At 61.8% G+C, this 22,398-nt stretch carries 19 protein-coding genes and 1 pseudogene; 12 read left to right on the top strand and 8 right to left on the bottom strand.

What is annotated here, in order from left to right:
* Positions 1 to 238: 238 nt before the first annotated feature.
* The 5 genes from BVU99_RS15610 (at position 239) to BVU99_RS15630 (ending at position 4,785) form a co-directional block, all read left to right on the top strand.
* Positions 239 to 1,681 carry a GGDEF domain-containing protein gene (locus BVU99_RS15610; RefSeq protein WP_099817253.1) on the top strand — a complete coding sequence of 481 codons (1,443 nt, stop codon included), beginning with the start codon at positions 239 to 241 and terminating at the stop codon, positions 1,679 to 1,681.
* Positions 1,682 to 1,785: 104 nt separating this feature from the next.
* On the top strand, positions 1,786 to 2,136 hold the full coding sequence (locus BVU99_RS15615; protein ID WP_025302905.1) for a DUF1428 family protein: 351 nt from the start codon (positions 1,786 to 1,788) through the stop codon (positions 2,134 to 2,136).
* A gap of 11 nt (positions 2,137 to 2,147) precedes the next feature.
* On the top strand, positions 2,148 to 2,621 hold the full coding sequence (locus BVU99_RS15620) for a VOC family protein (protein WP_099817254.1): 474 nt from the start codon (positions 2,148 to 2,150) through the stop codon (positions 2,619 to 2,621).
* A gap of 27 nt (positions 2,622 to 2,648) precedes the next feature.
* Positions 2,649 to 3,338: a VIT family protein gene (locus tag BVU99_RS15625; RefSeq protein ID WP_025302903.1), complete on the top strand. Its 690-nt coding sequence runs from the start codon at positions 2,649 to 2,651 to the stop codon at positions 3,336 to 3,338.
* Positions 3,339 to 3,447: 109 nt separating this feature from the next.
* Entirely contained in the window at positions 3,448 to 4,785 is a 1,338-nt protein-coding gene (locus tag BVU99_RS15630) for a D-serine ammonia-lyase (protein ID WP_099817255.1), read from the top strand.
* A 48-nt stretch (positions 4,786 to 4,833) separates the two neighbouring features.
* Here the strand turns inward: BVU99_RS15630 and BVU99_RS15635 are convergent, their stop codons facing one another.
* The 4 genes from BVU99_RS15635 to tet all read right to left on the bottom strand — a co-directional run bounded on the left by BVU99_RS15635 (position 4,834) and on the right by tet (position 9,874).
* On the bottom strand, positions 4,834 to 6,270 hold the full coding sequence (locus BVU99_RS15635) for a 6-phospho-beta-glucosidase (protein ID WP_099817256.1): 1,437 nt from the start codon (positions 6,268 to 6,270) through the stop codon (positions 4,834 to 4,836).
* Between the two features lie 130 nt (positions 6,271 to 6,400).
* Positions 6,401 to 7,135, bottom strand: a complete 735-nt coding sequence (locus BVU99_RS15640) for a MurR/RpiR family transcriptional regulator (RefSeq protein ID WP_025302900.1) — start codon at positions 7,133 to 7,135, stop codon at positions 6,401 to 6,403.
* A 258-nt stretch (positions 7,136 to 7,393) separates the two neighbouring features.
* Positions 7,394 to 8,350 carry a sulfonate ABC transporter substrate-binding protein gene (locus BVU99_RS15645; RefSeq protein ID WP_099817257.1) on the bottom strand — a complete coding sequence of 319 codons (957 nt, stop codon included), beginning with the start codon at positions 8,348 to 8,350 and terminating at the stop codon, positions 7,394 to 7,396.
* 198 nt (positions 8,351 to 8,548) lie between these two features.
* The gene (gene tet / locus BVU99_RS15650; protein ID WP_306789722.1) at positions 8,549 to 9,874 is read right to left on the bottom strand and encodes a Tet(A)/Tet(B)/Tet(C) family tetracycline efflux MFS transporter; all 1,326 of its coding nucleotides are present in this window, start codon (positions 9,872 to 9,874) and stop codon (positions 8,549 to 8,551) included.
* On the opposite strand from tet, the gene tetR reads away from it, so the two are divergent.
* The 5 genes from tetR (at position 9,792) to BVU99_RS15675 (ending at position 15,339) form a co-directional block, all read left to right on the top strand.
* The gene (gene tetR, locus BVU99_RS15655; protein ID WP_025305231.1) at positions 9,792 to 10,433 is read left to right on the top strand and encodes a tetracycline resistance transcriptional repressor TetR; all 642 of its coding nucleotides are present in this window, start codon (positions 9,792 to 9,794) and stop codon (positions 10,431 to 10,433) included. The genes tet and tetR overlap by 83 nt on opposite strands.
* A gap of 175 nt (positions 10,434 to 10,608) precedes the next feature.
* Positions 10,609 to 11,082: a (2Fe-2S)-binding protein gene (locus BVU99_RS15660; protein ID WP_025302897.1), complete on the top strand. Its 474-nt coding sequence runs from the start codon at positions 10,609 to 10,611 to the stop codon at positions 11,080 to 11,082.
* The gene (locus BVU99_RS15665; RefSeq protein WP_099817258.1) at positions 11,079 to 13,337 is read left to right on the top strand and encodes a molybdopterin cofactor-binding domain-containing protein; all 2,259 of its coding nucleotides are present in this window, start codon (positions 11,079 to 11,081) and stop codon (positions 13,335 to 13,337) included. The genes BVU99_RS15660 and BVU99_RS15665 overlap by 4 nt, the downstream gene beginning before the upstream one ends.
* 28 nt (positions 13,338 to 13,365) lie before the next feature.
* Complete coding sequence (locus BVU99_RS15670) at positions 13,366 to 14,664, top strand: cytochrome c (RefSeq protein WP_099817259.1); 1,299 nt, start codon at positions 13,366 to 13,368, stop codon at positions 14,662 to 14,664.
* 69 nt (positions 14,665 to 14,733) lie between these two features.
* Positions 14,734 to 15,339, top strand: coding sequence for a nitroreductase family protein (locus BVU99_RS15675; RefSeq protein ID WP_025302894.1), 606 nt, complete (start codon positions 14,734 to 14,736; stop codon positions 15,337 to 15,339).
* 209 nt (positions 15,340 to 15,548) lie between these two features.
* Here BVU99_RS15675 and BVU99_RS15680 read toward each other — a convergent pair.
* Positions 15,549 to 16,428 (bottom strand): annotated as a pseudogene (locus tag BVU99_RS15680) (DMT family transporter).
* A gap of 129 nt (positions 16,429 to 16,557) precedes the next feature.
* On the opposite strand from BVU99_RS15680, the gene BVU99_RS15685 reads away from it, so the two are divergent.
* Together BVU99_RS15685 and BVU99_RS15690 are read left to right on the top strand one after the other, a co-directional pair.
* Positions 16,558 to 17,127, top strand: a complete 570-nt coding sequence (locus BVU99_RS15685; RefSeq protein ID WP_210403911.1) for an XRE family transcriptional regulator — start codon at positions 16,558 to 16,560, stop codon at positions 17,125 to 17,127.
* A gap of 123 nt (positions 17,128 to 17,250) precedes the next feature.
* Positions 17,251 to 19,176: a DUF3857 domain-containing protein gene (locus BVU99_RS15690; RefSeq protein ID WP_025302891.1), complete on the top strand. Its 1,926-nt coding sequence runs from the start codon at positions 17,251 to 17,253 to the stop codon at positions 19,174 to 19,176.
* Positions 19,177 to 19,214: 38 nt separating this feature from the next.
* Here the strand turns inward: BVU99_RS15690 and BVU99_RS15695 are convergent, their stop codons facing one another.
* The 3 genes from BVU99_RS15695 to BVU99_RS15705 form a co-directional block, all read right to left on the bottom strand.
* Complete coding sequence (locus BVU99_RS15695) at positions 19,215 to 19,571, bottom strand: DUF1937 family protein (RefSeq protein ID WP_049205691.1); 357 nt, start codon at positions 19,569 to 19,571, stop codon at positions 19,215 to 19,217.
* A 99-nt stretch (positions 19,572 to 19,670) separates the two neighbouring features.
* Complete coding sequence (eutH, locus tag BVU99_RS15700; RefSeq protein ID WP_033643135.1) at positions 19,671 to 20,903, bottom strand: ethanolamine utilization protein EutH; 1,233 nt, start codon at positions 20,901 to 20,903, stop codon at positions 19,671 to 19,673.
* Positions 20,896 to 22,356 (bottom strand): glycerol kinase, encoded by a 1,461-nt coding sequence (locus BVU99_RS15705; RefSeq protein ID WP_049205692.1) that lies wholly within the window; start codon positions 22,354 to 22,356, stop codon positions 20,896 to 20,898. The genes eutH and BVU99_RS15705 overlap by 8 nt, the downstream gene beginning before the upstream one ends.
* Between the last annotated feature and the right edge of the window lie 42 nt (positions 22,357 to 22,398).

The raw sequence follows: 22,398 nt of genomic DNA on the forward strand, positions 1-22,398 counted from the left end.
GGCTGGGTGGCAATAACGATCGTAGTGACGGGAGGGGCGCGGCAGTTTGTTCGCCGGAATGGGGATTCCTGTCAATATATTGATACACAAATATATTTTCCCTTGATGAATAAACAGGTGTCCGGGCAGGCAAAACTGGCAATAATAGGCGGGTCGGCCGTTTATCTTCGCCTCATCGCCGACGGTTGTGACGCGAACAGACGGTCACTTTATGCTAGCGGAAGTCTCTGGATCCAAGATGCAAACCACCTCGTTGTCCGATACCCGGAAAATCTGGCCCGCGCTCATCATTTTTTTGCTGGTGTTCACCCTGTGTCTGCTGGGCATCGTGAGTCGCCCCGGCAGCTTTCTGGCGATATTCTGGCCGGTGAACGCCGTACTGCTGGCCGTTTTGGTGCGGCGGCCACAGTGGGCTACGCGGGCCGGCTGGGGCATGGCGGTGCTGGGCTATCTGGCGGCGGATCTGTTGACCGGCAGTTCGCTGCAAAAGACGCTGCTGCTGAACGTCGCCAATCTGACCGGCGTCGTGGTGGGGTATCTGTTGTTCATGCGGCTGTCGCCGCCGGCGCGCACGTTGCAGCGCGGCACGTCCAGCATGTACCTGTTCGGTATCTGCCTGGCTGCCGCCGCCGCGACCGGCGCGGTGGGCGCCGCAACTTCGCAGTGGCTGTTCGGCAGACCGTATCTGACCTCGCTGGCGCTGTGGTTCTCGTCCGAATTCACCAACTACGTCACGCTGATGCCGTTTATTCTGGCGTTTCCCGCCGATTGGCGACGTCGCCTTGCGGCGGCCGGCGCCCTGTTCACCCAGCGCAGCCACTGGCCGCGGGCGGGGCGAAAACTCACGGTATTGGCGCTGCTGTTACTGGCGGCGGTGTGTAGCGTGCTGATTGGCGGCCCCGGGGCGGTGATCTTTCCCATGCCGGTGCTGCTGTGGCTGGCGATGTCCTTCTCATTGTTCTGCACCATGATTGCGGTGCTGATTTATGTGCTGTGGTGCCATCTGGCGATCGATTTCGGGTTGCTTAGCACGACGCTCGACATGAAGGTGTTGCAAAACGCGGTATCGATGCGTTTGGGCATCGCGCTGCTGGCGCTGGGGCCCATCGCCGTGGCCAGCATGAACTATGCGCGTAATGCGCTGCTGCGCACGCTGGAGCACGTGGCGAATCACGATGCGTTAACGCACGTGCTGACGCGCAATGCGTTTATGCAGCGCGGCGAACGGTTGATAGACCAAAAGGGCGAGCTGGTGTGCGTCATGATGCTCGATATCGACTATTTCAAATCGATTAATGACCGTTTTGGCCATGCCGGCGGCGATCAGGCACTGATGGCCTTTACCCGCGCGATCGCCGCCGATCTGAGCGTCGGTGACCTGTTCGGCCGCATGGGGGGCGAAGAGTTCGCCATCGTTTCGACGCTCGGCCAGCCGCAGCAAGGATGGCAATTGGCCGAACGCCTGCGGCAACGCATCGAAACGGAGTCTATCCTCATGCCGGCCGGGCATCCGCTGCAGATCACCGTCAGCATCGGCATGGTGACCTGCCCGGGCGGCGCCGGCCAAAGCCTGGCGGATCTGCTGAAGCTGGCGGATCTGGCGGTGTACAAAGCGAAAAACTCCGGCCGTAACCGGGTTGCCACACCGGAATCGTCTCCGCCGGCTGCTCATGGCCGCTGAACTTCCGATCCGCGCTCTGCCCCGGCCGTCTAAACTGGTAGGGGGCGCGGGCATTTCCGCCTGCGCCGAACCGACTGTCCTTAATCAGACAAGAGGATGCCAGAATGAAATACGTAGACGGGTTTGTGGTGGCGGTACCGGCCGCCAATAAGGAGGCCTATCACCGGTTGGCGGCCGCAGCGGCGCCGCTGTTCAAAGAGTTTGGCGCCACGCGCATCGTGGAATGTTGGGGCGATGACGTGCCCGACGGCAAACTTACCGACTTTCGCGGCGCGGTGAAAGCCCAGGAAGACGAAGTGGTGGTGTTCAGTTGGATAGAGTACCCCTCCAAGGCGGTACGTGACGCCGCCAACGAAAAAATGATGAACGACCCGCGCATGAAAGCGCTGGGCGAGATGCCGTTCGACGGCAAACGCATGATCTTCGGCGGTTTCGCGCCGATCCTCGATGCGTAAAGGAGGCACAGATGGCCAGAATTACGCAACATCTGTGGTTTGAAAAAGACATGGAAGCGGCGCTGAATTGCTATGTCGCGTTGATCCCCGGTTCGTCCGTGAACTGGTTTTCCGAGCTGCCGGCGGATACGCCGAGCGGCCCGGCCGGCAGCGTGAAGCTGGCTTCCTTCACGTTGGGCGACCAGCGCTATGCGGCGATCGAAGCCGGGCCGTTGGATCCGTTCAATCACAGCTTCTCCGTGATGGTGGAATGTGACGATCAGGCGGAGGTCGACAGGCTGTGGGACGCGTTGAGCGAGGGCGGCGAGGCGGAGCAGTGCGGCTGGCTGCGCGATCGCTGGGGGCTTTGCTGGCAGATCGTGCCGCGGCGCCTGACGGAGTTGATGAACGATCCCGACGCCGCCCGCGTGCGGCGTGTCACGGAAGCGATGCTGTTGATGGGCAAAATCGACATCGCCGGGTTGGAAGCGGCGGCGCGCGAGTAGTGCAACGCTCACTGAGGGAGAGAACGGATGCACCGAGAACGGCACAGTATTGAACGCATCGGCTGGCTGCGGGCGGCGGTGCTCGGCGCCAACGACGGCATCGTTTCAACGGCCAGCCTGCTGCTGGGCGTCGCGGCGGCCAGCGCCTCGCATTCCGCGCTGATGATCGCCGGTGTCGCCGGGTGGGTGGCCGGCGCAATGTCGATGGCCACCGGCGAGTATGTGTCGGTCTCGTCGCAGGCGGATACCGAAAAGGCCGCGCTGGCAGAGGAACAGGCGGAACTGCTTGAAGACTACCCGGGGGAGTTTCGCGAACTGACGTCAATCTACGTGCATCGCGGTCTGGATCCGGCGTTGGCCCGGCAGGTGGCGGAAAAGCTGATGGCGCATGATGCGCTGGAGGCCCACGCGCGCGACGAGCTGGGCATTTCCTCTGCCACCCGCGCCCGGCCGCTGCAGGCCGCGTTGGCGTCGGCCCTGAGTTTCTCTCTCGGCGCGCTGTTGCCGCTGCTGGTGGCGCTGTGGGTACCGGTCGCCTGGACGCGGCCGGCGCTGGTGGCGTCGGCGCTGATTTCCCTCGGCGTTCTCGGCGGCATCGCCGCGAAAACCGGCGGGGCGCCGATCTTGCCGGGCGTGGCGCGCATCCTCATCTGGAGCGCACTGGCGATGGCAGTTTCTTCCGGCGTCGGCCTGCTGTTTGGCGTTACGGCCGGCTAACGTCGCACTTGCATCAATCTATTGCACCTCAAGCTCAGAATTTATCATTTGTCAGCCGCCGGCGTTCGCGGCAAGGTGACGGCAACGCCAACCTCAGTCAGGGACACTTATGCAGAAATCACAGATCCTATCGTGGGTCGCCCAGCATCCGCTGTTGCAACGCATGGTCGCGCTAGAGCCAATCACCTGGTTCAATCCACGCGCGACAACGTTGGCCGCAGGGCTGCCCCACGTCGGGTTGACCGCCGCCGACGTCGCCGACGCGGAGCAGCGCCTGGCGCGCTTCGCGCCTTATCTCGCCGCCGCCTTCCCGGAAACCCAACCCACAAAGGGGATCATCGAGTCCGAGCTGGTGGCGCTCCCCGTCATGCAGCTCGCGTTGGATCGGCGCTATGGGCAGACGTTGGGCGGACGCCTGCGGTTGAAAAAGGACAGCCATCTGCCGATTTCCGGCTCGATCAAGGCGCGCGGCGGCATCTATGAGGTGCTGACGCACGCGGAAAAGCTGGCGCTGGAGGCGGGGCTGCTGCACACCGGCGACGACTACGCCCGGCTGTTTTCCGACGAGTTCCGTCAATTCTTCAGCCAGTACCGCATCGCCGTCGGATCGACCGGCAATCTGGGATTATCCATCGGCATCATCAGCGCCCGGTTGGGGTTTGACGTCAGCGTGCACATGTCGGCGGATGCGCGAGAGTGGAAAAAACAGAAGCTGCGCGAAAATGGCGTGACGGTGGTGGAGTACGCCGACGATTACGGCGTGGCGGTCGAACAAGGGCGCAAACAGGCGGCGGACGATCCGAGTTGCTTCTTTATCGATGATGAAAACTCGCAAACCCTGTTCCTCGGCTACGCGGTGGCCGGCGGTCGCCTGAAGCGGCAATTTGCCGAACAGGGCATTGTGGTGGACGCGCAGCATCCGCTGTTCGTGTATCTGCCGTGCGGCGTTGGCGGCGGGCCGGGCGGTGTGGCCTTTGGCCTCAAGCTGGCGTTCGGCGATCACGTTCACTGCATTTTTGCCGAACCGACCCATTCGCCCTGCATGCTGCTCGGCGTCTACAGCGGGTTGCATGACGGCATTGCGGTGCAAGATCTCGGCATCGACAACCGCACGGCGGCGGACGGGCTGGCGGTGGGGCGCGCCTCCGGCTTTGTCGGCCGGGCGATGGAACGTCTGCTGAACGCGTTTTACACTCTCAGCGATGAAGAGATGTTTGCGCTGCTCGGGTTGTTGGACCGGTACGAGCATATCCAACTGGAGCCGTCCGCGTTGGCGGGCATGGCCGGACCGTGGCGCGTTGCCGCCCATGCGAAGGCGCTCAGCGAGCAAGGCATCAGCGCCGAGCACCTGGCGCAGGCGACGCATCTGGTGTGGGCGACCGGCGGCGGCATGGTGCCGTCGGCGGAAATGGCGAAGTACCTCGCCGCCGGGCAGGCGGCGGAGTAAGGCACAGTAAAAAGGGGCGAAAATCGCCCCTGATTGTCTGTCGTGCGGTTACAGCTGTTCGCCGTTGCTGGCGATCACCTGGCGATACCAGTCGAAGCTTTTCTTGCGCGAACGTTCGAGCGTGCCGGTACCGTCGTCGTGTTTGTCGACGTAGATAAAGCCGTAGCGTTTGCTGTACTCACCGGTGGTGAACGACACGCAGTCGATGCAGCCCCACGGCGTGTAGCCGATCAGATCTACGCCGTCTTCAATCACCGCTTTCTTCATCTCTTCGATATGGGCGCGCAGATAGTCGATGCGATAGTCATCGTTGATCTGGCCGTCCGCCTCCACCTTGTCGAAGGCGCCGAAGCCGTTTTCCACGATAAACAGCGGCTTCTGGTAGCGTTCATACAGCACGTTCAGCGAATAGCGCAGCCCGACCGGATCGATCTGCCAGCCCCAGTCGGAGGCCTTGACGTGCGGGTTCGGCACGTTGCCCGGGAAGCCGAACATGCCGTCGCTGCCGTCCACCGCGTTGGCCTGCAGCGCATTGCTCATGTAGTAGCTGAAACCGATGTAGTCGGTGCAGCCCTCGCGCAGGATCTGCGCGTCCTGCGGCTGCATCTCGATCTTCAGCCCTTTGCGTTCCCAATCGCGCAGCAGGTAGCTTGGGTAGTAGCCGCGCATCTGCACGTCGGTATACAGATAGCGCTGGTGCATCGCCTCGACGGCGTACATCACGTCGTCCGGCTTGCAGGAATAAGGATAGAACGGCACGCAGGCCAGCATGCAGCCGATTTTGAATTCCGGGTTGATCTGATGGCCGAGTTTGACCACCTGCGCGCTGGCGACGAACTGGTGGTGCAACACCTGGTACAGCGCCTGTTCCGGGTTGTCTTCCTGGGTGTAATCCACGCCGGAACAGCAGTAGCCGAACAGCGGGTAGCGGTAGTTGCTCTGGTTGTTGATCTCGTTGAAGGTCATCCAGTACTTCACTTTTTCGCGGTAGCGACGCATCACCACCTCGCTAAAGCGCACGAAGAACTCCACCACCCGGCGATTTTTCCAGCCGCCGTAAGCTTTCACCAAATGGTAAGGCATTTCGAAGTGGGACAGGGTGATCACCGGCTGGATGCCGTATTTCAGCAGTTCGTCGAACAGGTCGTCGTAAAACTGCAGGCCGGCCTCGTTCGGCGTCGCTTCGTCGCCGTTCGGGAAAATGCGCGTCCAGGCGATCGAGGTGCGAAAACACTTGAAGCCCATCTCGGCGAACAGTGCCACGTCCTGCTTGTAGCGGCCGTAGAAGTCCACCGCTTCGTGGTTGGGGTAACGATAGCCGTCGAGCACGCCGTCGGTCATCACGCGATCCACGCCGTGCGAGCCGCCGGACAGCACGTCGGCGATGCTTGGCCCTTTGCCGCCCCGATCCCAACCGCCTTCAACCTGGTGCGCGGCGACCGCGCCCCCCCACAGAAAATCCTTCGGCAACTGTTTCATCGTCAATGTCTCATCGGTTTATTTAATGAAGGGTAATAACGCTGCGTTGAGAACAGAGTAGCAAGACCGAAAGAAATGTCACGATATAACAAATCACCGTGAAAAGTGATTTGTCACAATAAAAAAACAGCCTGTTTTATTTTTCCGAATTAATATGCCCGAGCCGTTTGCCGATGGTTTCAATAATGTAAAGTACGGGGATCTGCGTGGTAATATTGTGATGCCCGCCGATCAAATGCTGCGGAACGTGGTAGGAGAGGTTGAAGTCCGCCAGCCGCGCCAGCGAAGAGGTTTCGTTGTTGGTGATGCTGATGATCTTGCAGTGGTGCAGGCTGAACTGGCTGGCCAAACGCAGGATCTCTTCGGTCTCGCCAGAGACCGACAGCATGATCGCCACCGCGTTTTTATACATATCGCTGTTGACGGGATAATAAGGATCGTCGATATGGGTGCTGAATTTCCCGACGTTGGAAAAGAAACGCGCGCCATATTTCCCCAATGCGCCCGACGTACTGATGCCGACGAAAATAATTCGCTCGGCGGCGGCGATATGTTGCACCGCCTGATCGATCAGCTGATTAAATTCTTCGTTGCTGACGCTTTTAAAAAAGCTGAGGATTTCGCCGATGCCAGAATCGACCGGTGGCGCATCGGTTTGTTCCAGATACAGCTTGAAACGGATGCGAAATTCCGAATAGCCGTCACAGCCCATTTTCTTGCAAAACCGCAGCACGGTGGTGGTGGAGACGCCGGCGGCCTCGGCCAGCTCGCGGATGGTCATGTACATCACTTGATTCTTGTGTTTGCTGACGTAGGTATAAACCATCAGCTCCAGGGCGTTGAGCTCGGCGATTGCTTTATGGGTAAACATGAGTCGGTCCGGCGGCTGAAAACGGGAAGCTTATCTGCGGGTTAACATAGCAAAATTCACCGCCGCTGGCACTGCCGGGCAAAAAGAAAAGCCGCACCAGTCAGGCGCGGCCCAGGGTTCACGACGAACAAATTAAAGCAAAACGTTCCGGAAGACATGCCATGAAAACGCGTTTCATCACACAGGGTTAGCATAGGTCAGCTTATTCCGGTGGCAAAATGCCGGTTTCTGCTTTCTAAAGCCAAAGCGCGGCAAAGGCTATGGCGTCTCGGGTTTATCTTCGGACCAGCGGGCGGCGTTGACGTCCACCTTAACCGGCAGCAGCCCGATGGCGGTGAATTTATCCGCCAACTGCTGTTGCTGCCTGAACACCTCCGGCGACATGCGCTGGCTGCCGAACGGCATGCGGGCGATGGCTCTGGCCCAAATGGCCTGATCCAGGCCGGTGCTCTGCGCGAGGATCGCCGCCGCTTCCTGCGGATGGCCGTTGGCCCAGTCGCTCAGCACGCCGAGCTGTTGAATCACCTGCTTGGCGCTGTCCGGGTAGGTTTCGGCAAAGCGGCGGCTGGCGAGATAGAAGGTGTAGTGCGGCACCAGGCCTTCCGCGTCTTTCAGCAGGCGGGCGTTAGCATGGGTTTCCACCTCGGCGTAGTAGGGATCCCAAATCACCCAGGCGTCGACGCTGCCGCGCTGGAAGGCGGCGCGGGCATCGCTCGGCGGCAGATAGACCGGCGTGATGTCCTTGTAGCTCAAGCCGGCCTGTTCCAGCGCGCTCACCAGCAGGTAATTGACGTCAGACCCTTTGTTCAACGCCACGCGTTTCCCTTTCAGATCGGCCACGGAGCGGATCGCCGAATCCTGCGGCACCACGATGGCTTCGGTTTTCGGGCTGGGCGGCGAATGCGCCAAATAAACCAGATCGGCCTTGGCGGCTTGCGCGAAGGCCGGCGGAGCGTCGCCGGTCGCCGCCAGATCGATGCTGCCGACGTTCAACCCTTCCAACATCTGTGGGCCGGCGGGGAATTCTATCCAGCGAACCTTGATACCCTGCGGCTCCAGGTTTTTTTCCAGCGTACCGCGGTATTTCAGCAGCGCAAAAATGTTGGCTTTCTGGTAACCGATGGTGATTTGCTGCGGTTTCTCCTGCGCGCCGGCCGGCAGGCTAAACAGGCCGAGCAGCAGGGCGGCGATCAGCGGCGTTGTGAGTTTTCTCATCATGATCTTCCGATAGGCGAAGTGAACGGTAGCGATGACGCGCTGGGCGTAACGCCATGAAACGGCATTTAAATTTTCCTGCGGCGGGATAAGGGCGATGATAATGAGCGGCGCAGTGGCGTGTAAAGCGCCCGCTTATGCTGAATAATGCCTTGCTTAGCCATAAATCAGCTTAATCGGGAGAGGGTGAGCTCGACGCTACGCCGCGTCACGCTCACGCGAACGCGCCAGCAACAGCGGAACCAACAGATACAGGGCGGCGGCCAACGCCCAGACCAGGCCGGGCCAGACATCGCGCGTGGCGGCGTACAGCGCCGTCGCGACCAGCGGCCCCGCGACGCCGATCAGGCTGCCCATGCTGGCCAGCGTCCCTTGCAGCTCGCCCTGATGATCGTCGTCCACCTTGTGCGCCATCAACGCCTGCAGCGCCGGCAGCGCCATACCGCCCGCGGCGAAGAACGGCAGCAGCGCAAAGGGCGCCCAGCCGCGGGTGGCGATCGATAACAGCACCAGACCCAGCGCGTCGGCCGCCAGGCCGATCAGCAGTGCCTTGCGCTCGCCGAGCCGTGCGACCAGCGGGCCGATGGCGAAGGCCTGCGACAGCGCGTGGCAGGCGCCGTAACCGGCCAGCGACAGGCCCGCCACCATCATGCTCCAGCCGAAACGATCCTGACCGTATAAAATCCACAGCGTGGCCGGCGCCTGTGAAACCAGCGCCATGATCAGGTAAATACCGGCCAGCGGCAGCAGGCCCGGTTTGCCGTGCAGCCGACGCAATGACGAAAACGGATTAAGGCGGATTTTCTCGGCGGCGCGGGCGCGGGGTTTACGCGATTCCGGCAGCAGGAAAAACGCCATGATCAGGTTGAGGGCATTCATCGCCGCCGCCGCCAGGAAGGGGGCATGCAGATGCCATTCGCCCAGCGATCCACCGAGCAGCGGACCGACGATAAAACCGACGCCGAACACCGCGCCCACCAGGCCAAAACGCCGCGCGCGCTGGCCGGCGGGGGTAATATCGGTGACGTAAGCGGTGGCGACCGCCATGTTGGCGCCGGTGATGCCCGCCAGCAACCGGCCCAGATAGAGCCAGGCCAGCGTCGGCGCGAACGCCATCAGCAGATAGTCGGCCGCCGCGCCGGCGAGCGAAATCAACAGCACCGGACGCCGGCCGAAACGATCGCTCAGTGCGCCGAGGATCGGTGAAAACAGGAATTGCATCAACGCATACGCCGCCAGCAGCGCGCCGTAATGCACGCTGCCGGCGTCGAGGCCGCCCAGTGAGCGCAACAGCGCCGGCAGGATAGGCATGATCAGGCCGATGCCTACCGCATCCAGCAATACCGTCAACAAAATAACCAGCATAGGTTTTTTCAAAATTGCGACTCTAACAGTGATAGAGTATTGAGTATTCCATAGTAACCCTATCAGTGATAGAGAGATGAGCGAAAAAAATACCGCGACGCGTTTAACGCGAGAGACCGTCCTGCGCGGGGCGCTGGCGTTGTTGAATGACATCGGCATCGATGCCCTGAGCACCCGTCGCCTGGCACAACATTTGGGGGTGCAATCTCCCACGCTCTATTGGCATTTCAAGAACAAGGCCGAACTGCTGAAGGCGATGGCGGAAACCATCATGTTGGATCACCGTGAAGAGGTGCCCGCCGACATGCCCTGGCAGGATTGGGTCGTTACCAATGCGAGCCATTTCCGTCGGGCGCTGCTGGCTTACCGCGACGGCGCGCGTCTGCATGCCGGCACCCGGCCGCAGGAACCGCAATTCGCCATCATTGAGGCCAAGGTGGCGCTGTTGTGTCGGGCGGGGTTGACGCCGGAACGCGCCGTTAATCTGCTGTTCGCCGTCGGACGTTTCGTGGTGGGCTGGGTGCTGGAAGAGCAACAAATGCAGTCGGACGATGCGCTGAATGACGCCGATCGCCAGCGTTACCCGCTGCTGTGCGAAGGCTGGGAAACATTGCAGGATAAGGGCGCAGACGCGCTGTTCGAAGCCAGCGTGCGGCTGTTGGTTGACGGCGCCGAGGCCGAATTGACGATCGACAATAATCACGGCCAGCAATCATAAAACCGGGCTTATCTATAGGAAATTTATAGGAAATACCCACTTTTCGTTAAAGCCATGGCGGCTACATTCCCTTAACATCATCATGTCTTTTGATGATAATTATTAGCACGCTGCTCAATTGTTCTTCGCAGTGATGTTACGGATTAAATCCGTTTGTTTAAGGGATAGTTTCACCATGGAAATCAATGTTAATGGCCGGGTGGTTCCACTCGGCAATCTCGCGCCCGACACGCCGCTGCTGTACGTTTTACGCAACGATCTGCAATTGAATGGCCCCAAATACGGCTGCGGCCTGGGGGAATGCGGCGCCTGCACGGTGCTGATCGACGGCGTCGCCGCGCGCTCTTGTTCAATGCCGCTGTCCGCCGTAGGAAGCAAATCCGTCACTACCCTGGAAGGCTTGGGCACACCGGACGCGCTGCATCCAGTGCAGCAGGGGTTTGTCGATGAGCAGGCGGCGCAGTGCGGTTACTGCACCAACGGCATGATCATGACGCTGGTCGCGTTGTTCGAACGCGAGCCGGAGGCGGACGAGCAAACGATCAAGAAAGCGCTGGCCTACAACCTGTGCCGCTGCGGCACTCACCTTGAGATCTTGCACGCCGCCGAGCGCGCCCGCGATCTGTTGGCAGCACGGAGGCAAGCATGAGCCGCCTCGAACTGACTCGCCGCCAGTTGTTGCAGGCCGGCGGGGTGGTGATGGTCAGCAGCCTGCTGCCCGCGCCGTTTAACGCCTTCGCCGCCGAGGCGATTGTAGCGCCTGCCGATCTGCCGCTGGATCGGGTGGACAGCTTTATCAGCCTCACCGCCGACGGCCGGGTAACGGCCTTCAATGGTCACGTCGATCTGGGTACCGGCATTCGCACCGCGCTGGCGCAGATCGTCGCCGAAGAAATTTGCGTGCCGTTCGAGCACGTCACGATGATCCTTGGCGATACGCAGCGCACGCCGGATCAGGGGCCGACCATCGCCAGCGCCACCATTCAGGTCACGTCGGTGCCGCTGCGACAGGCGGCGGCGCAGGTGCGGCACATGCTGACGGCGTTGGCGGCCAAAGCCTTCGAACTGCCGGCCGAACAGCTGACGGCGGCGGCGGGGCAGGTATTTGTGACCAAAAAACCGGGGCGCTCACTGAGCTATGCGCAGCTGGCGAGTGGGCAGAATCTGCACGTGATGCTGGATAAAAACGTTCAGTTGAACAGCGAACGCCAGAATCGCTACGTCGGCCGCGCCGTTGCCCGGGTCGACATTCCGGCCAAAGTGAGCGGTGGGCTGACCTACGTGCACGACCTGCGCTTGCCCGGCATGCTGCATGGCCGGGTGGTGCGCCCGCCTTACGTAGGCGCCGACAGCAGCGCCCCGCTGGGCGGCGGCCTGCTGTCGGTGGATGAAAATTCGATCGCGCACCTGCCGGGCATCGTGAAACTGGTAGTGATCAACGATTTCATCGGCATCGTGGCCGAGCGCGAGGAGCAGGCGATCGCCGCCATGCGCCAGCTGAAAACCAAATGGAAACCCTGGGCCGGGTTGCCGGATCTGTCGCCGGAAGCGCTGCCCGCCGCGCTGGAAGCCAACCCGAAAACCGACCGCGTCCTGCGCGACGATGCGGGAACGGACGCCGCGCTGGCGGCGCTGCATACCGAAGTGCAGGCCGACTATGTCTGGCCCTACCATCAGCACGCCTCGATCGGCCCTTCCTGCGCGGTGGCGGAGGTTAAAGACGGGCGGGCGCAGGTGTGGTCCGGCACGCAAAACCCGCACGATCTGCGCAAAGACATCGCCACGCTGCTGGAATTGCCGCCTGAGCAGGTGCACATCACCCGCATGGAGGCCTCCGGCTGCTATGGCCGCAACTGCGCCGACGACGTCTCGGCGGACGCGGCGCTGTTGGCTCGGGCCACCGGCCGCCCGGTGCGGGTGCAGCTGATGCGCGAACAGGAATCTGGCTGGGAGCCGAAGGGCACCGGCCAGCTGATCCGGGTGCGCGGCGGCCTCGACGCGCAAAACCGGGTGGCGGCCTACGAATTGAAAACCAGCTATCCCTCCAACAATGCGGTGACCTTGCCGCTGGTGTTGACCGGCAAGGTGGCCAACCGGGCCGACGTGCAACAGATGGGCGATCGCACCGCCATTCCGCAATACGCGTATCCGCACATGCGGGTGATCTGTCAGGACGCCGCGCCGATCGTGCGGGCGTCGTGGATGCGCGGCGTTTCGGCGCTGCCCAACGTGTTCGCCCATGAATCCTGGATCGACGAACTGGCCTGGCACGCCGGCGAGGACCCGATCGCGTTTCGCCTGCGTTACCTGAGCGATCCGCGCGCGGTGGCCTTGATTGAGGCCCTGAAGCGGCAAGCCAACTGGCAAGACGGCCCGGCGCACCGCTCGCACGCCGCCGGCGCCGAAGTGGTGAGCGGCCGCGGCTTTGCCTATGCCCGCTACTTCCACAGCAAATTCCCCGGCTTTGGCGCCGCCTGGGCGGCCTGGGTGTGCGATCTCAGCGTCAACCGCCTTTCCGGGCAGATCACGCTCGATAAAATCTTCGTGGCGCATGACTGCGGGCGCATGATCAACCCGGCCGGGGTGCGCCATCAGGTGCACGGCAACATTATCCAATCCGCCAGCCGGGTACTGAAAGAGTTTGTGACCTTTAACGAGACGGGGGTGACGTCATTGGACTGGGGCGGCTATCCGATCCTGCGCTTCGACGAATTGCCGCAGATCGATATCCAGCTGATTGACCGCCCGGACGAAGCGCCGATGGGTGCCGGCGAGTCCGCCTCGGTACCGAGTGCGGCGGCGATCGGCAACGCGCTGTTTGACGCGCTCGGCGTGCGTCTGCGCGAGGTGCCGTTTACGCCGGCACGGGTGCTCGCCGCGCTGCGCGCCCAGGCCGGCCATTAATCCCCCGTAACGAACAAGGACAGCAAAGATGAGTAAGATGAAAAAAATCGTCGGGTGGGGCGGCGTCACGGTGATCGCCGTTGTGGTGGCCGGCGTGGTCGCGAGTTGGCAGCCGGAAATCGCGCCGCTCGCCGCCGATGCGACCCACCGTTTCAGCGAGGCGCAGATCGCGCGCGGCAAAACGCTGGCCGACCTCGGCGACTGCGCCGTGTGCCACACCCGTGCGGGCGGCGAGCGCAACACCGGCGGGCTGGCGATGGAGATCCCCTTCGGCACCATTTACACCACCAACATCACGCCGGACGTGGAAACCGGCATCGGCAGCTGGAGTTACGCGGCGTTCGAACGCGCCATGCGGCACGGCGTCGATCGCCAGGGCCGCTATCTCTATCCGGCGTTTCCCTATACCGCCTTTACTCGCACCCGCGACGAGGATCTGCAGGCGCTGTACGCCTACCTGATGTCACAGCCGGCGGTCAAATACCGGCCACCGGCCACCGATTTGCACTTTCCGTTCAATATTCGCCAGGGCATCTTTGCCTGGAACCTGCTGTTCCTGACGCCGGGCGCGATGCCGGAACAGGCGGCCCAAAGCGCCGACTGGAACCGCGGCGCGTACCTGGTCGAAGGGCTGGGGCACTGCAGCGCCTGCCATTCGCCGCGCAACGTGCTGTTCGGCGAGAAAACCGGCGGCGAGCACCTGGCCGGCTGCGTGGCGGAAGGCTGGACGGCGCCAGCGTTGACCGGCCGCTCACCCGCGCCGCTCGCCTGGACGCAGCAGGATCTGGTCGATTTCATGCGCACCGGCTACTCGGCCAACCACGGCGTCGCCGCCGGCCCGATGGCGCCGGTGATCGAAGAAGGGCTGTCGCGCTTGCCGCAGGCCGATTTGCAGGCGATCGCCGTCTATCTGCGCAGCTATCATCCTGAAACGGCGGCGGGCGCTACGGCGGCCACGTTAAACGCTCAGGCGGAACGGCAGGTGGAGCCTCTGAGTTCGGAAGGGGCACGGCTGTTTTCCGGCGCCTGCATGGCATGCCATGCGCAGGAAAAAGGCGCGCAGATGGCGGGGGTGCGGCCGTCTCTGGCGCTGAACACCAACCTGTTCGCCGATGCGCCGGACAACGCCATTCGTGTGGTGCTGGACGGCATACAGCGGCCGGCGAACGCCGAGCTGGGCTATATGCCGGGTTTTCGCCATAACCTGAATGACGCGCAGATCGCCATTCTGCTCAACTACCTGCGGCAACATTACGCCGGTCAGGCGCCGTGGCCGGACTTGGCGGCGCAGGTCAGCCGTTTGCGCACCGAAACCGCGCAGAAATAGCCGCCTGGGGCTGGACAGCCGCGCCGCGGTGACGACAATAGACCTTTTCACATGGACAGAGGCAGTAAAATGAATACGTTAGACGCGATCCGCCAACGCCGCGCCACCAAGCAGTTCGATACGCAGTACGTGATGACGCTCGAAGAGAAAAAAGCGCTGTTGAACATTGCGCTGCAGGGCGCACCCAGCGCGTTTAACCTGCAGCACTGGCGCCCGCTGCTGATCGAAGATCGCGCGCAGCGCGAGAAAATTCGCGAAGCGGCGTGGGGGCAGGCGCAGGTGACCGACGCATCGATGCTGGTCGTGCTGTGCGGCGATCTGTCGAGCTGGGAGTCACAGGTTAAAAACGTCTGGGCCGAGGCGGCGGAGCCGGTACAGCAGTTCATGATCCCGGCCGTCGATCAGTATTATCGCGGTAAGCCGCAGGTGCAGCGCGACGAAGTGATGCGCAGCAGCGGCATCTTCGCCCAGACGCTGATGCTGGCGGCCAAGGCGCAGGGCTACGACTCTTGCCCGATGGACGGATTTGATTTCGACGCGGTGGGTGAGATTATCAATAAGCCGGCGCACTATCAGATCGCGCTGATGGTCGCCATCGGCAAGGCGGCGGGGCAGCCTTATCCGCGCATCGGCAAACTGCCGTTCGACGACGTGGTGAAAACCGACCGTTTCTGATCTGAGCGGTGAATGACAAAAGGGAAGGCTTGCGCCTTCCCTTATTTTTTGGTGACGCACAGTTCGTTCCAGTAGCTGAAACGGATGCGCCGTTGCAGGCGGTGATGCCACATAGAAAACTCCTTCTACCCTACACGGTTTAAATAAATAGCACCGCGCCGGACACAAGGCGAATGCCTTATTGTGCATAGCTTGCCCGTCGGGCGGGATTAACCGATTTTACCGGCCCGGTGCGCGGCGAGCGTCCATCGCCAGCCGAAGTTCATGCCCGCTGCCGCGCCGAGAATGGCCAGCGTGCCCAGCAACTGCAGCAGGCTGAGACGGTGCCCGAACACTGCCCAGTCCACCACGATCGCCACCGCCGGGTAGATGAACGACAGGGCGCCGACCAGGGCCGTGGGGATCTTCTGAATGGCGCCATAGAGCAACGTGGACATCAAACCGGTATGCACCAGGCCGAGGGTTGCCAGCAGCAGCCAGTCGATGGGGGCCGCAGGCGAACGGTGCCAGTGCCAACGTGCCAACGGTCAGTTGAATCAACACGATGAGCTGCGGCGGCAACGCGGCCAGCCGTTTGACGATCGCCGCCGCAATGGCGTACATCAGGGCCGCACCGAGCGCCAGTACCACGCCGAGCAGGTAGTCATCGCCGCTGCCGCCGCTTTGCCGGCCGGCGACGATCAACACCATCCCCGCGAACGCCAGCAGAAGCCAGCCCAGCCGGTTAGCCGTTAGTTTTTCGCCGAACAGCAGCGCCCCCAGCGCCACCAACATAAACGGCTGAACATGGTAGGTCACGGTGGCGACAGCGATCGAAGCATGCTGATAGGCAGCAAACAATAGCGTCCAGTTGAGCACCAGCGCGATACCCCCGAGGATGGCGACAGCCAGCTGCCGCCGGTTGATTGCGCCGGGTTTCAACTGCCCAAGCGCGGCGCAGGTCGCCAGCATCGCCAGCGCGCCGAACGCGCAGCGCCAAAACACCACCGTTGTGGGCGGCTGCCCTAAAACGAGTACCGGCCAACCGACGGTGCCTGAGATGGTCATGGCGAGGATCATTTGCACTGCGCCACGCGTCTTTGTTTTCATGTTGTTGCCCTCGCTGCCTGACCATGCTTGTGGTGAAGCCGCTTAATCATTAAAATGAACAATTGGACATTATGATGAACACGCATGCAGCTGTTCGTCAATTCGAACAAGCGGATGATATAGCGAACGATGAGCAATAACCTGATGCAGAACATTACGCCGATCGGCCTCTTGTCGGCGGCGATCCGCCGCGAGCGTGAGCGATTGAACCTGTCGGTGACCGAGCTGGCGAAGCGCGCGGGCATCGCGAAGTCCACGCTGTCGCAGCTCGAAGCCGGCAGCGGTAATCCCAGCCTGGAAACGCTGTGGGCGTTGGCGATGGCGCTGGACGTGCCGGTCAGCCGACTGATTTCGCAACCCAGCAGGCCGGTGCAAGTGATCCGCGCCCATGAGGGAACGCCGGCGCTGTCGGAGCAGGGCAACTACGCCGCCACGCTGCTGGCCACCTGCCCGCCGGGCGCGCAGCGCGACATTTACCGGCTGCGGGTGCAACCCGGAGAGGCGAAACTTTCCCGGCCACATCCCCCCGGCACCGTCGAGCATGTGATCATCAGCAGCGGGCGAGCGCGCCTCGGGCCGGCGGAGCAGCCGCTGGAGCTGAGCGTCGGCGATTACATCAGCTACTCCGCCGATCGCGAGCACGTTTTCGAAGCGCTGGAGCCGGAGACCACCGCCGTGATGTTGATAGAACAGGGTTAGCCCGGGCGTTGAAGGTCCGTTTATTGAAAATGATTCTCAATTATATTAGTGTGCCCGCCTGTTTTGACGCCGGGGCAGGCGCGTAGCCCGGCGTCGCCGTTTATTGCCCTTCAAGGACCGAAGATGAAAATCGCTATTCCTTCCCTGCTGTTATTCGCCGGTTTGACGGCAACGCACCCGGCCACCGTGTTGGCCGCTACACCGCCCGTCGCGGCGGATCAGGGCCAGAACGACACGGCCAACAACGATTTCAGCTTCGTGCGCTATCGCGCGGATTACCGCGTCAACGCCAACGCCACCAACGTGAAGACGGAAAGCTACGAAGTGCTGCTGAAGACCAAGGCGGCGGTCGAAAAATTCAGCCAGATCCGCCTGAGCTACAGCGAAAAAATGGAAACGCTGGAGGTGGTCGCCGCCTACACGCTGACTGCCGACGGCCAGCGGCACGACGTGGCGCCCGATCGCATCTATACCCAGGAGAGTTACTCCAGCGCCACGGCCCCGCTGTATGCCGACCGCAAAGTGCGCGTCATCGTGTTCTCCAACCTGGCGCCGGGCTCGCGGGTGGTGTATGAGCTGCGCCGCACGCAAAACACCCCGTATTTCCCCGACTATTTCGGCCTGTGGGAGACGTTCAGCGTTTTCGATCAGTTCGACGACGCCGAAGTGACCCTGCAGGCACCGGCCAAGCTGCCGATGCATATCTTCACGCGTGGCGTGGAAGGCGGGGACAAGCCGCAGATCCGCAACGGCCAAGCGCACTGGCGCTGGCATTATTCGCGCAGCGCGCCGATGAAATCACAAAACTGGGCAGCGGACAGCTGGACCTTCAGCCCGACCATCATGGCGAGCACCTACCGCGAGTGGCCGCAGTTGGCCAAGGCCTATCAGCTGAAGGCCGGTGCGGCGGCGAAGGTGACGCCGGGCATCCAGGCACTGGCAGACAACATCACCGCCGGCATCAGCGATCGGCGCGAGCAGGCGGAGGCCCTCTATCGCTGGGTGGCGCAAAACATTCGCTACGTGGCGGTGTATCTTGGCAACGGTGGGCTGGAGCCGAATTCGGCGCAGAGCATTCTCGACAACCACTACGGCGACTGTAAGGACCACGTGGTGATCCTGGAGGCGCTGCTCGCTGCCAAGGGTATTGAAAGCTCACCGGTGCTGATCGGTATGGATGAAGGCCCGTTACTGCCTAAAGTGCCGCTGCTCAGCCGCTTTAATCACGCCATCACCTATGTGCCGGAGTTCAAACTGTACCTGGACTCCACCAATCCCTGGGCGCGGTTCGGGCAACTGCCGCAAGGCGATCTGGGGGCGCCGGTGCTGCTGACGCGCGACGCCAAGCTGGCGCGCACGCCGGGCAGCGATGAGCAGCCGGTCAAGAGCGCGCTGAGCGTCGATTTCGTGTTTGACAAAGCGGGCAATCTGCACGGACAAACCGAGCGTCGGCTGAGCGAAGTGGAAGAAATTGACCTGCGGGGCTATTTCTCGCAGATCAACCGGCAGAACCGGGCGCAGGCCGAAGCGTCGATCATGTCCGCCTCCGGTATCGACGGCAGCGGCGAAGTGGCGATGAACAGCGATCCGCTGGATCTCAAAAAACAGTTCGGTTACCGTTTCCGCTTCAAGGCGGACGACTACGTCGATTTCGGCGTGGTGGGCGGCATGACGCTACCTAATCCGCCCGGTGGCAAATCGTTCCGCACGCTGTATACCACCACGGCGGCACCGGACAACGAAACGCCGTTCTACTGCAGCGCGCAGCGCTACGACGAAACCTACCGTCTGCAGCTGCCGGCCAACGTGCCGATCATCGCCATTCCGCAAGACAGACAGTTCCGCAATGCGGCGGGCGACTATCGCGTGGCGTGGCGGCGCGACGGGCAGCAGGTGACCGTCAATCACCACCTGCAGGTGAACGCCATTCGCGGCAAGGAAGCGCTGTGCCAGGCGCAGGATTACCCGGCGTTCCGCGAGCTGTTCCAGCAGGTGCGGCGCGGTTTCCGCGGCCAGGTGGTGTACGGCGAATTGGCCAACGGCAAATAAGCCGCTGCCCCGTCGCGCTTAGCGGCGGGGCGCACGCCTCAGTTGAACTCGCCCGCGACCTCAGACCACAGGCTGACGCGGCAGCCGCGTGCGGCGAAAGCGTCCATCTCGCGCTTGATGCCGCCGCTCTCTTGCCAACCCGGCAAATCGAGCACGATCAACTCATCCATCGCCGCCATGAACAGGGCGTCGATCGGTGCCCACAGCTTGCCGATGGCGGTTTTGTCGAGCTCTTGCAAACACAGGTTGATCGGATGTGACATGCTGACCTGGCTAAAAACGGCGCTGCCGGCGCGTACGATAGCGGCGGCGACGTCGTTGCACGCGATAAAGCGTTGCTGCACGACGTTGGCGTCGGCGTGGCTGTAGGGGCAGGCTAAAAATATTTTTCTCATTACCGTTTGTTCTCTCAATAATTGATGGTCGGGGCGAAAAAAGGGCGCAGCTTCCCCGTGAGGCGGCGCCCCGTTTATTTTTATGGCTTAGGGATAAATTTAGCGAGCGGCGGCGGCGATGGCCGTCGACTGCCTTTGCGTCTGTTCTTTTTCCAGCAATTCGGCTTCCGGCACCGAGATCTTGATGGCGATCAGGACAGCAATCATGCCGCCGAGGAATTTGCCCATCATGATCGGCAACACCAGCGAAGGTTGGAAGTTGGCGGTAAACGCCAGGTGATCGCCCAGCGTGGCCTGTGCGCAGATGCCGAAGGCCACGCACAGCACCTTATCGCGGGCGCGCATGCCTTTGAACAGGTGATAAACGGCGATGATATTGGCCAATACCATAATAAAGCCCAGCGCGCCGGTATCCGATAAACCGAGCTTTTTACCGATGAAATGCATCGGCTTGCGGCAATAGCGCTGGAATAAATAACAAATGGGGAATGTGCCCGCCAACATAATGCCGATATAACCGGCGATCTCGATAGCGCGGAATAATTCGTCTTTGTCGGCAAATAACGGATCGAATACCCAGCCGCCGAACACCTTTTTAAACACACCGGTGAAATGCTCGATGATGCACAGCGCCAACACCAGCTTGATAAAGGCATCCGCCGCCTTGCCGAAGATCAGGAACCCTTTCACCATCGCCGCCGGCCGCAGCTTCAGCCCCAACGCCAACAGGAAGCACAGGGCGAACAGCGGGGACAGCAGCCGCAGCGCCTGCAGCAAGTCCAACTGCAGATAGTGCGCGGCAGGTGACGTGGTGGAGATAATCTCCCTGACCGGCAGGTTGTTGAAGGTGATGGTCACCAGGGCGATCAGCACGGCGAACGGAATGCTGATCAGGCCCGCCATGGCGCCCAGCGCCAGATATTTATGGTCGTCGCGGTTCAGCATGATAAGCCCGACCGGGATCAGGTACACGATGCTGGCGCCGGAGGTGTAGCCCACCAACATGGCGACGATCCACATGTCGCGGTTGGCGGCGATGGCGTCAGCCAACTGATAGCCGCCCATGTCCACGGCGATCACCGCCAGCGCCGCGATCGAGGCGTCGGAGCCGAGCGCCGAGAAGAAGGGGCCGATGCTGTACATGATCAGGTAAGAGATGATTGGGATCGCCGCCATGATGCCCGCCTGGGCGAGAAACACCGGGCCGATGGCGTGAATGCCGTTGACGAACTCACGTCCCAGTTCGCCTTCCGGTTTGACGATCGACGCCAGCGCACCGATCAGAGTGCCGGCCATGATGATATAGATGATGAAATTACCGAACTCAGCCATGGTGTTCCTCCTGCGATGAACGTAAGCCGCGCGAACGCGCGATGATTTCCTGATAGCGGGCAAACCAGACCGCCATATCGACCTCGGTGGGCTCCGTCACTTCATAGCGGTTGAGCACCTTGAGCGGCTGTTCCACGCCCAGCCCTTTACGCGCCAACAGCGCCACGCCCTGAGCGGTGATCTCTTTATTGGCGGGCGTAACGATGCGCTTTTGGATCAGGTTGGCGAGGAACTGCGTGAAATAGCGGTTGGCGGACAGACCACCGTCCACCGAAATGCTGTCGCCGATCGGTTTCAACTTATCCATGGCGTTGATCACCTCGGCGGAACGCATGGCGATGCCTTCGAGTATTGACTGCAGCAGATCCTTGCGTTCGGTTTCCAGCGACAGGCCGGCCCACATCCCGGCGGCGGAGCGATCCCAGTACGGGCAGGCCAGCCCGGAGAGCGCCGGTACAAAGGCCAGGCCGCGCGCGATGGCCGGCTGGGCCGGGAAATCGCCGAATTCATCGAAATCGTTGAACAGGCCTATCTTTCTCGCCCAGTTAATGGCGGAGGCGGCGTTATAAACGCCGCCGTCCAGGCCATACACCGGCTCGCTGCCGGGCAGCTTCCAGCACAGCGTGGGCAACAGGCCGGACTCGCCGGCATCGATCGGACGCGGCCCGGTGATCGCCTGTAAAAAAGCGCCGGTACCGAAGGTGATCTTCATCTGCCCCGGTTGATGGCAGCCGTGGCCGTATGTACCGGCAAACTGGTCGACGATGCAGGCCGTCAGCGGCACCGGTTTGCCGTTGAGCACGACGTCGCCGAAGTGGCCGATGTTGTCTCTGACCTCGGGCAGGCTGTCGATCGGCACGCCGAACAAACGGCACAGCTCCTCGTCCCACTGCAGGGTATGAATGTTGAACAACGAGGTGCGCGAGGCCGAGTTATAGTCGGTGAGATGCCGGCCGCACAGGTGGAACAGGAAGAAGGCGTCCATGGTGCCGAGCCGCAGGCGGCCGCGTTGCGCCAACTGCCTGGCCCCCGGCGCGTTATTCATCAGCCAGCCCATCTTGCTGGCGGAGAAGTAGGTATCGAGCGGCAGGCCGGTTTTCGCCATCACCAGCGGTTCGACGCCTTCGCGTTTCAGGCGCTGGATCTCCGGCTCGGTGCGCTGATCTTGCCAAACGATGGCGTTGTACAGCGGCAGGCCGCTGTCGGCGTCCCAGGCCAGCAGACTTTCGCCCTGATGCCCTAAACCGATGGCGTCCACCATGTCGCACTGGCTGAGACAGCGGCGGATATTCGCCAGAATCTCCAGGGCGTCGTGTTCCACCCAGCCCGGATTGGGGGTGATCTGCTTGTGCGGCATGCTGGCCGGCGAATGGTGCCTGCCGTCTTCGCCGAACACCACGACCCGGGTGCCGGTGGTCCCCTGATCAATCGCGGCATAACGTTGATTCATCATTGCTTCGCTCTCTTATAGGTTTTGTTTTTTATTGTGCCTGGT

This window comes from Serratia sp. OLAL2, assembly GCF_002752475.1.
In the GTDB taxonomy this organism is placed as follows: domain Bacteria; phylum Pseudomonadota; class Gammaproteobacteria; order Enterobacterales; family Enterobacteriaceae; genus Serratia; species Serratia bockelmannii.

Coding starts and splice junctions, on each gene's coding strand:
- BVU99_RS15610 (WP_099817253.1), top strand. CDS start 239: ATGCAAACCACCTCGTTGTCCGATACCCGGAAAATCTGGCCCGCGCTC.
- BVU99_RS15615 (WP_025302905.1), top strand. CDS start 1,786: ATGAAATACGTAGACGGGTTTGTGGTGGCGGTACCGGCCGCCAATAAG.
- BVU99_RS15620 (WP_099817254.1), top strand. CDS start 2,148: ATGGCCAGAATTACGCAACATCTGTGGTTTGAAAAAGACATGGAAGCG.
- BVU99_RS15625 (WP_025302903.1), top strand. CDS start 2,649: ATGCACCGAGAACGGCACAGTATTGAACGCATCGGCTGGCTGCGGGCG.
- BVU99_RS15630 (WP_099817255.1), top strand. CDS start 3,448: ATGCAGAAATCACAGATCCTATCGTGGGTCGCCCAGCATCCGCTGTTG.
- BVU99_RS15640 (WP_025302900.1), bottom strand. CDS start 7,135: ATGTTTACCCATAAAGCAATCGCCGAGCTCAACGCCCTGGAGCTGATG.
- BVU99_RS15645 (WP_099817257.1), bottom strand. CDS start 8,350: ATGAGAAAACTCACAACGCCGCTGATCGCCGCCCTGCTGCTCGGCCTG.
- tetR (WP_025305231.1), top strand. CDS start 9,792: ATGAGCGAAAAAAATACCGCGACGCGTTTAACGCGAGAGACCGTCCTG.
- tet (WP_306789722.1), bottom strand. CDS start 9,874: ATGCCGATGTCATTCAACAACGCCAGCGCCCCGCGCAGGACGGTCTCT.
- BVU99_RS15660 (WP_025302897.1), top strand. CDS start 10,609: ATGGAAATCAATGTTAATGGCCGGGTGGTTCCACTCGGCAATCTCGCG.
- BVU99_RS15665 (WP_099817258.1), top strand. CDS start 11,079: ATGAGCCGCCTCGAACTGACTCGCCGCCAGTTGTTGCAGGCCGGCGGG.
- BVU99_RS15670 (WP_099817259.1), top strand. CDS start 13,366: ATGAGTAAGATGAAAAAAATCGTCGGGTGGGGCGGCGTCACGGTGATC.
- BVU99_RS15675 (WP_025302894.1), top strand. CDS start 14,734: ATGAATACGTTAGACGCGATCCGCCAACGCCGCGCCACCAAGCAGTTC.
- BVU99_RS15685 (WP_210403911.1), top strand. CDS start 16,558: ATGAGCAATAACCTGATGCAGAACATTACGCCGATCGGCCTCTTGTCG.
- BVU99_RS15690 (WP_025302891.1), top strand. CDS start 17,251: ATGAAAATCGCTATTCCTTCCCTGCTGTTATTCGCCGGTTTGACGGCA.
- BVU99_RS15695 (WP_049205691.1), bottom strand. CDS start 19,571: ATGAGAAAAATATTTTTAGCCTGCCCCTACAGCCACGCCGACGCCAAC.
- eutH (WP_033643135.1), bottom strand. CDS start 20,903: ATGGCTGAGTTCGGTAATTTCATCATCTATATCATCATGGCCGGCACT.
- BVU99_RS15705 (WP_049205692.1), bottom strand. CDS start 22,356: ATGATGAATCAACGTTATGCCGCGATTGATCAGGGGACCACCGGCACC.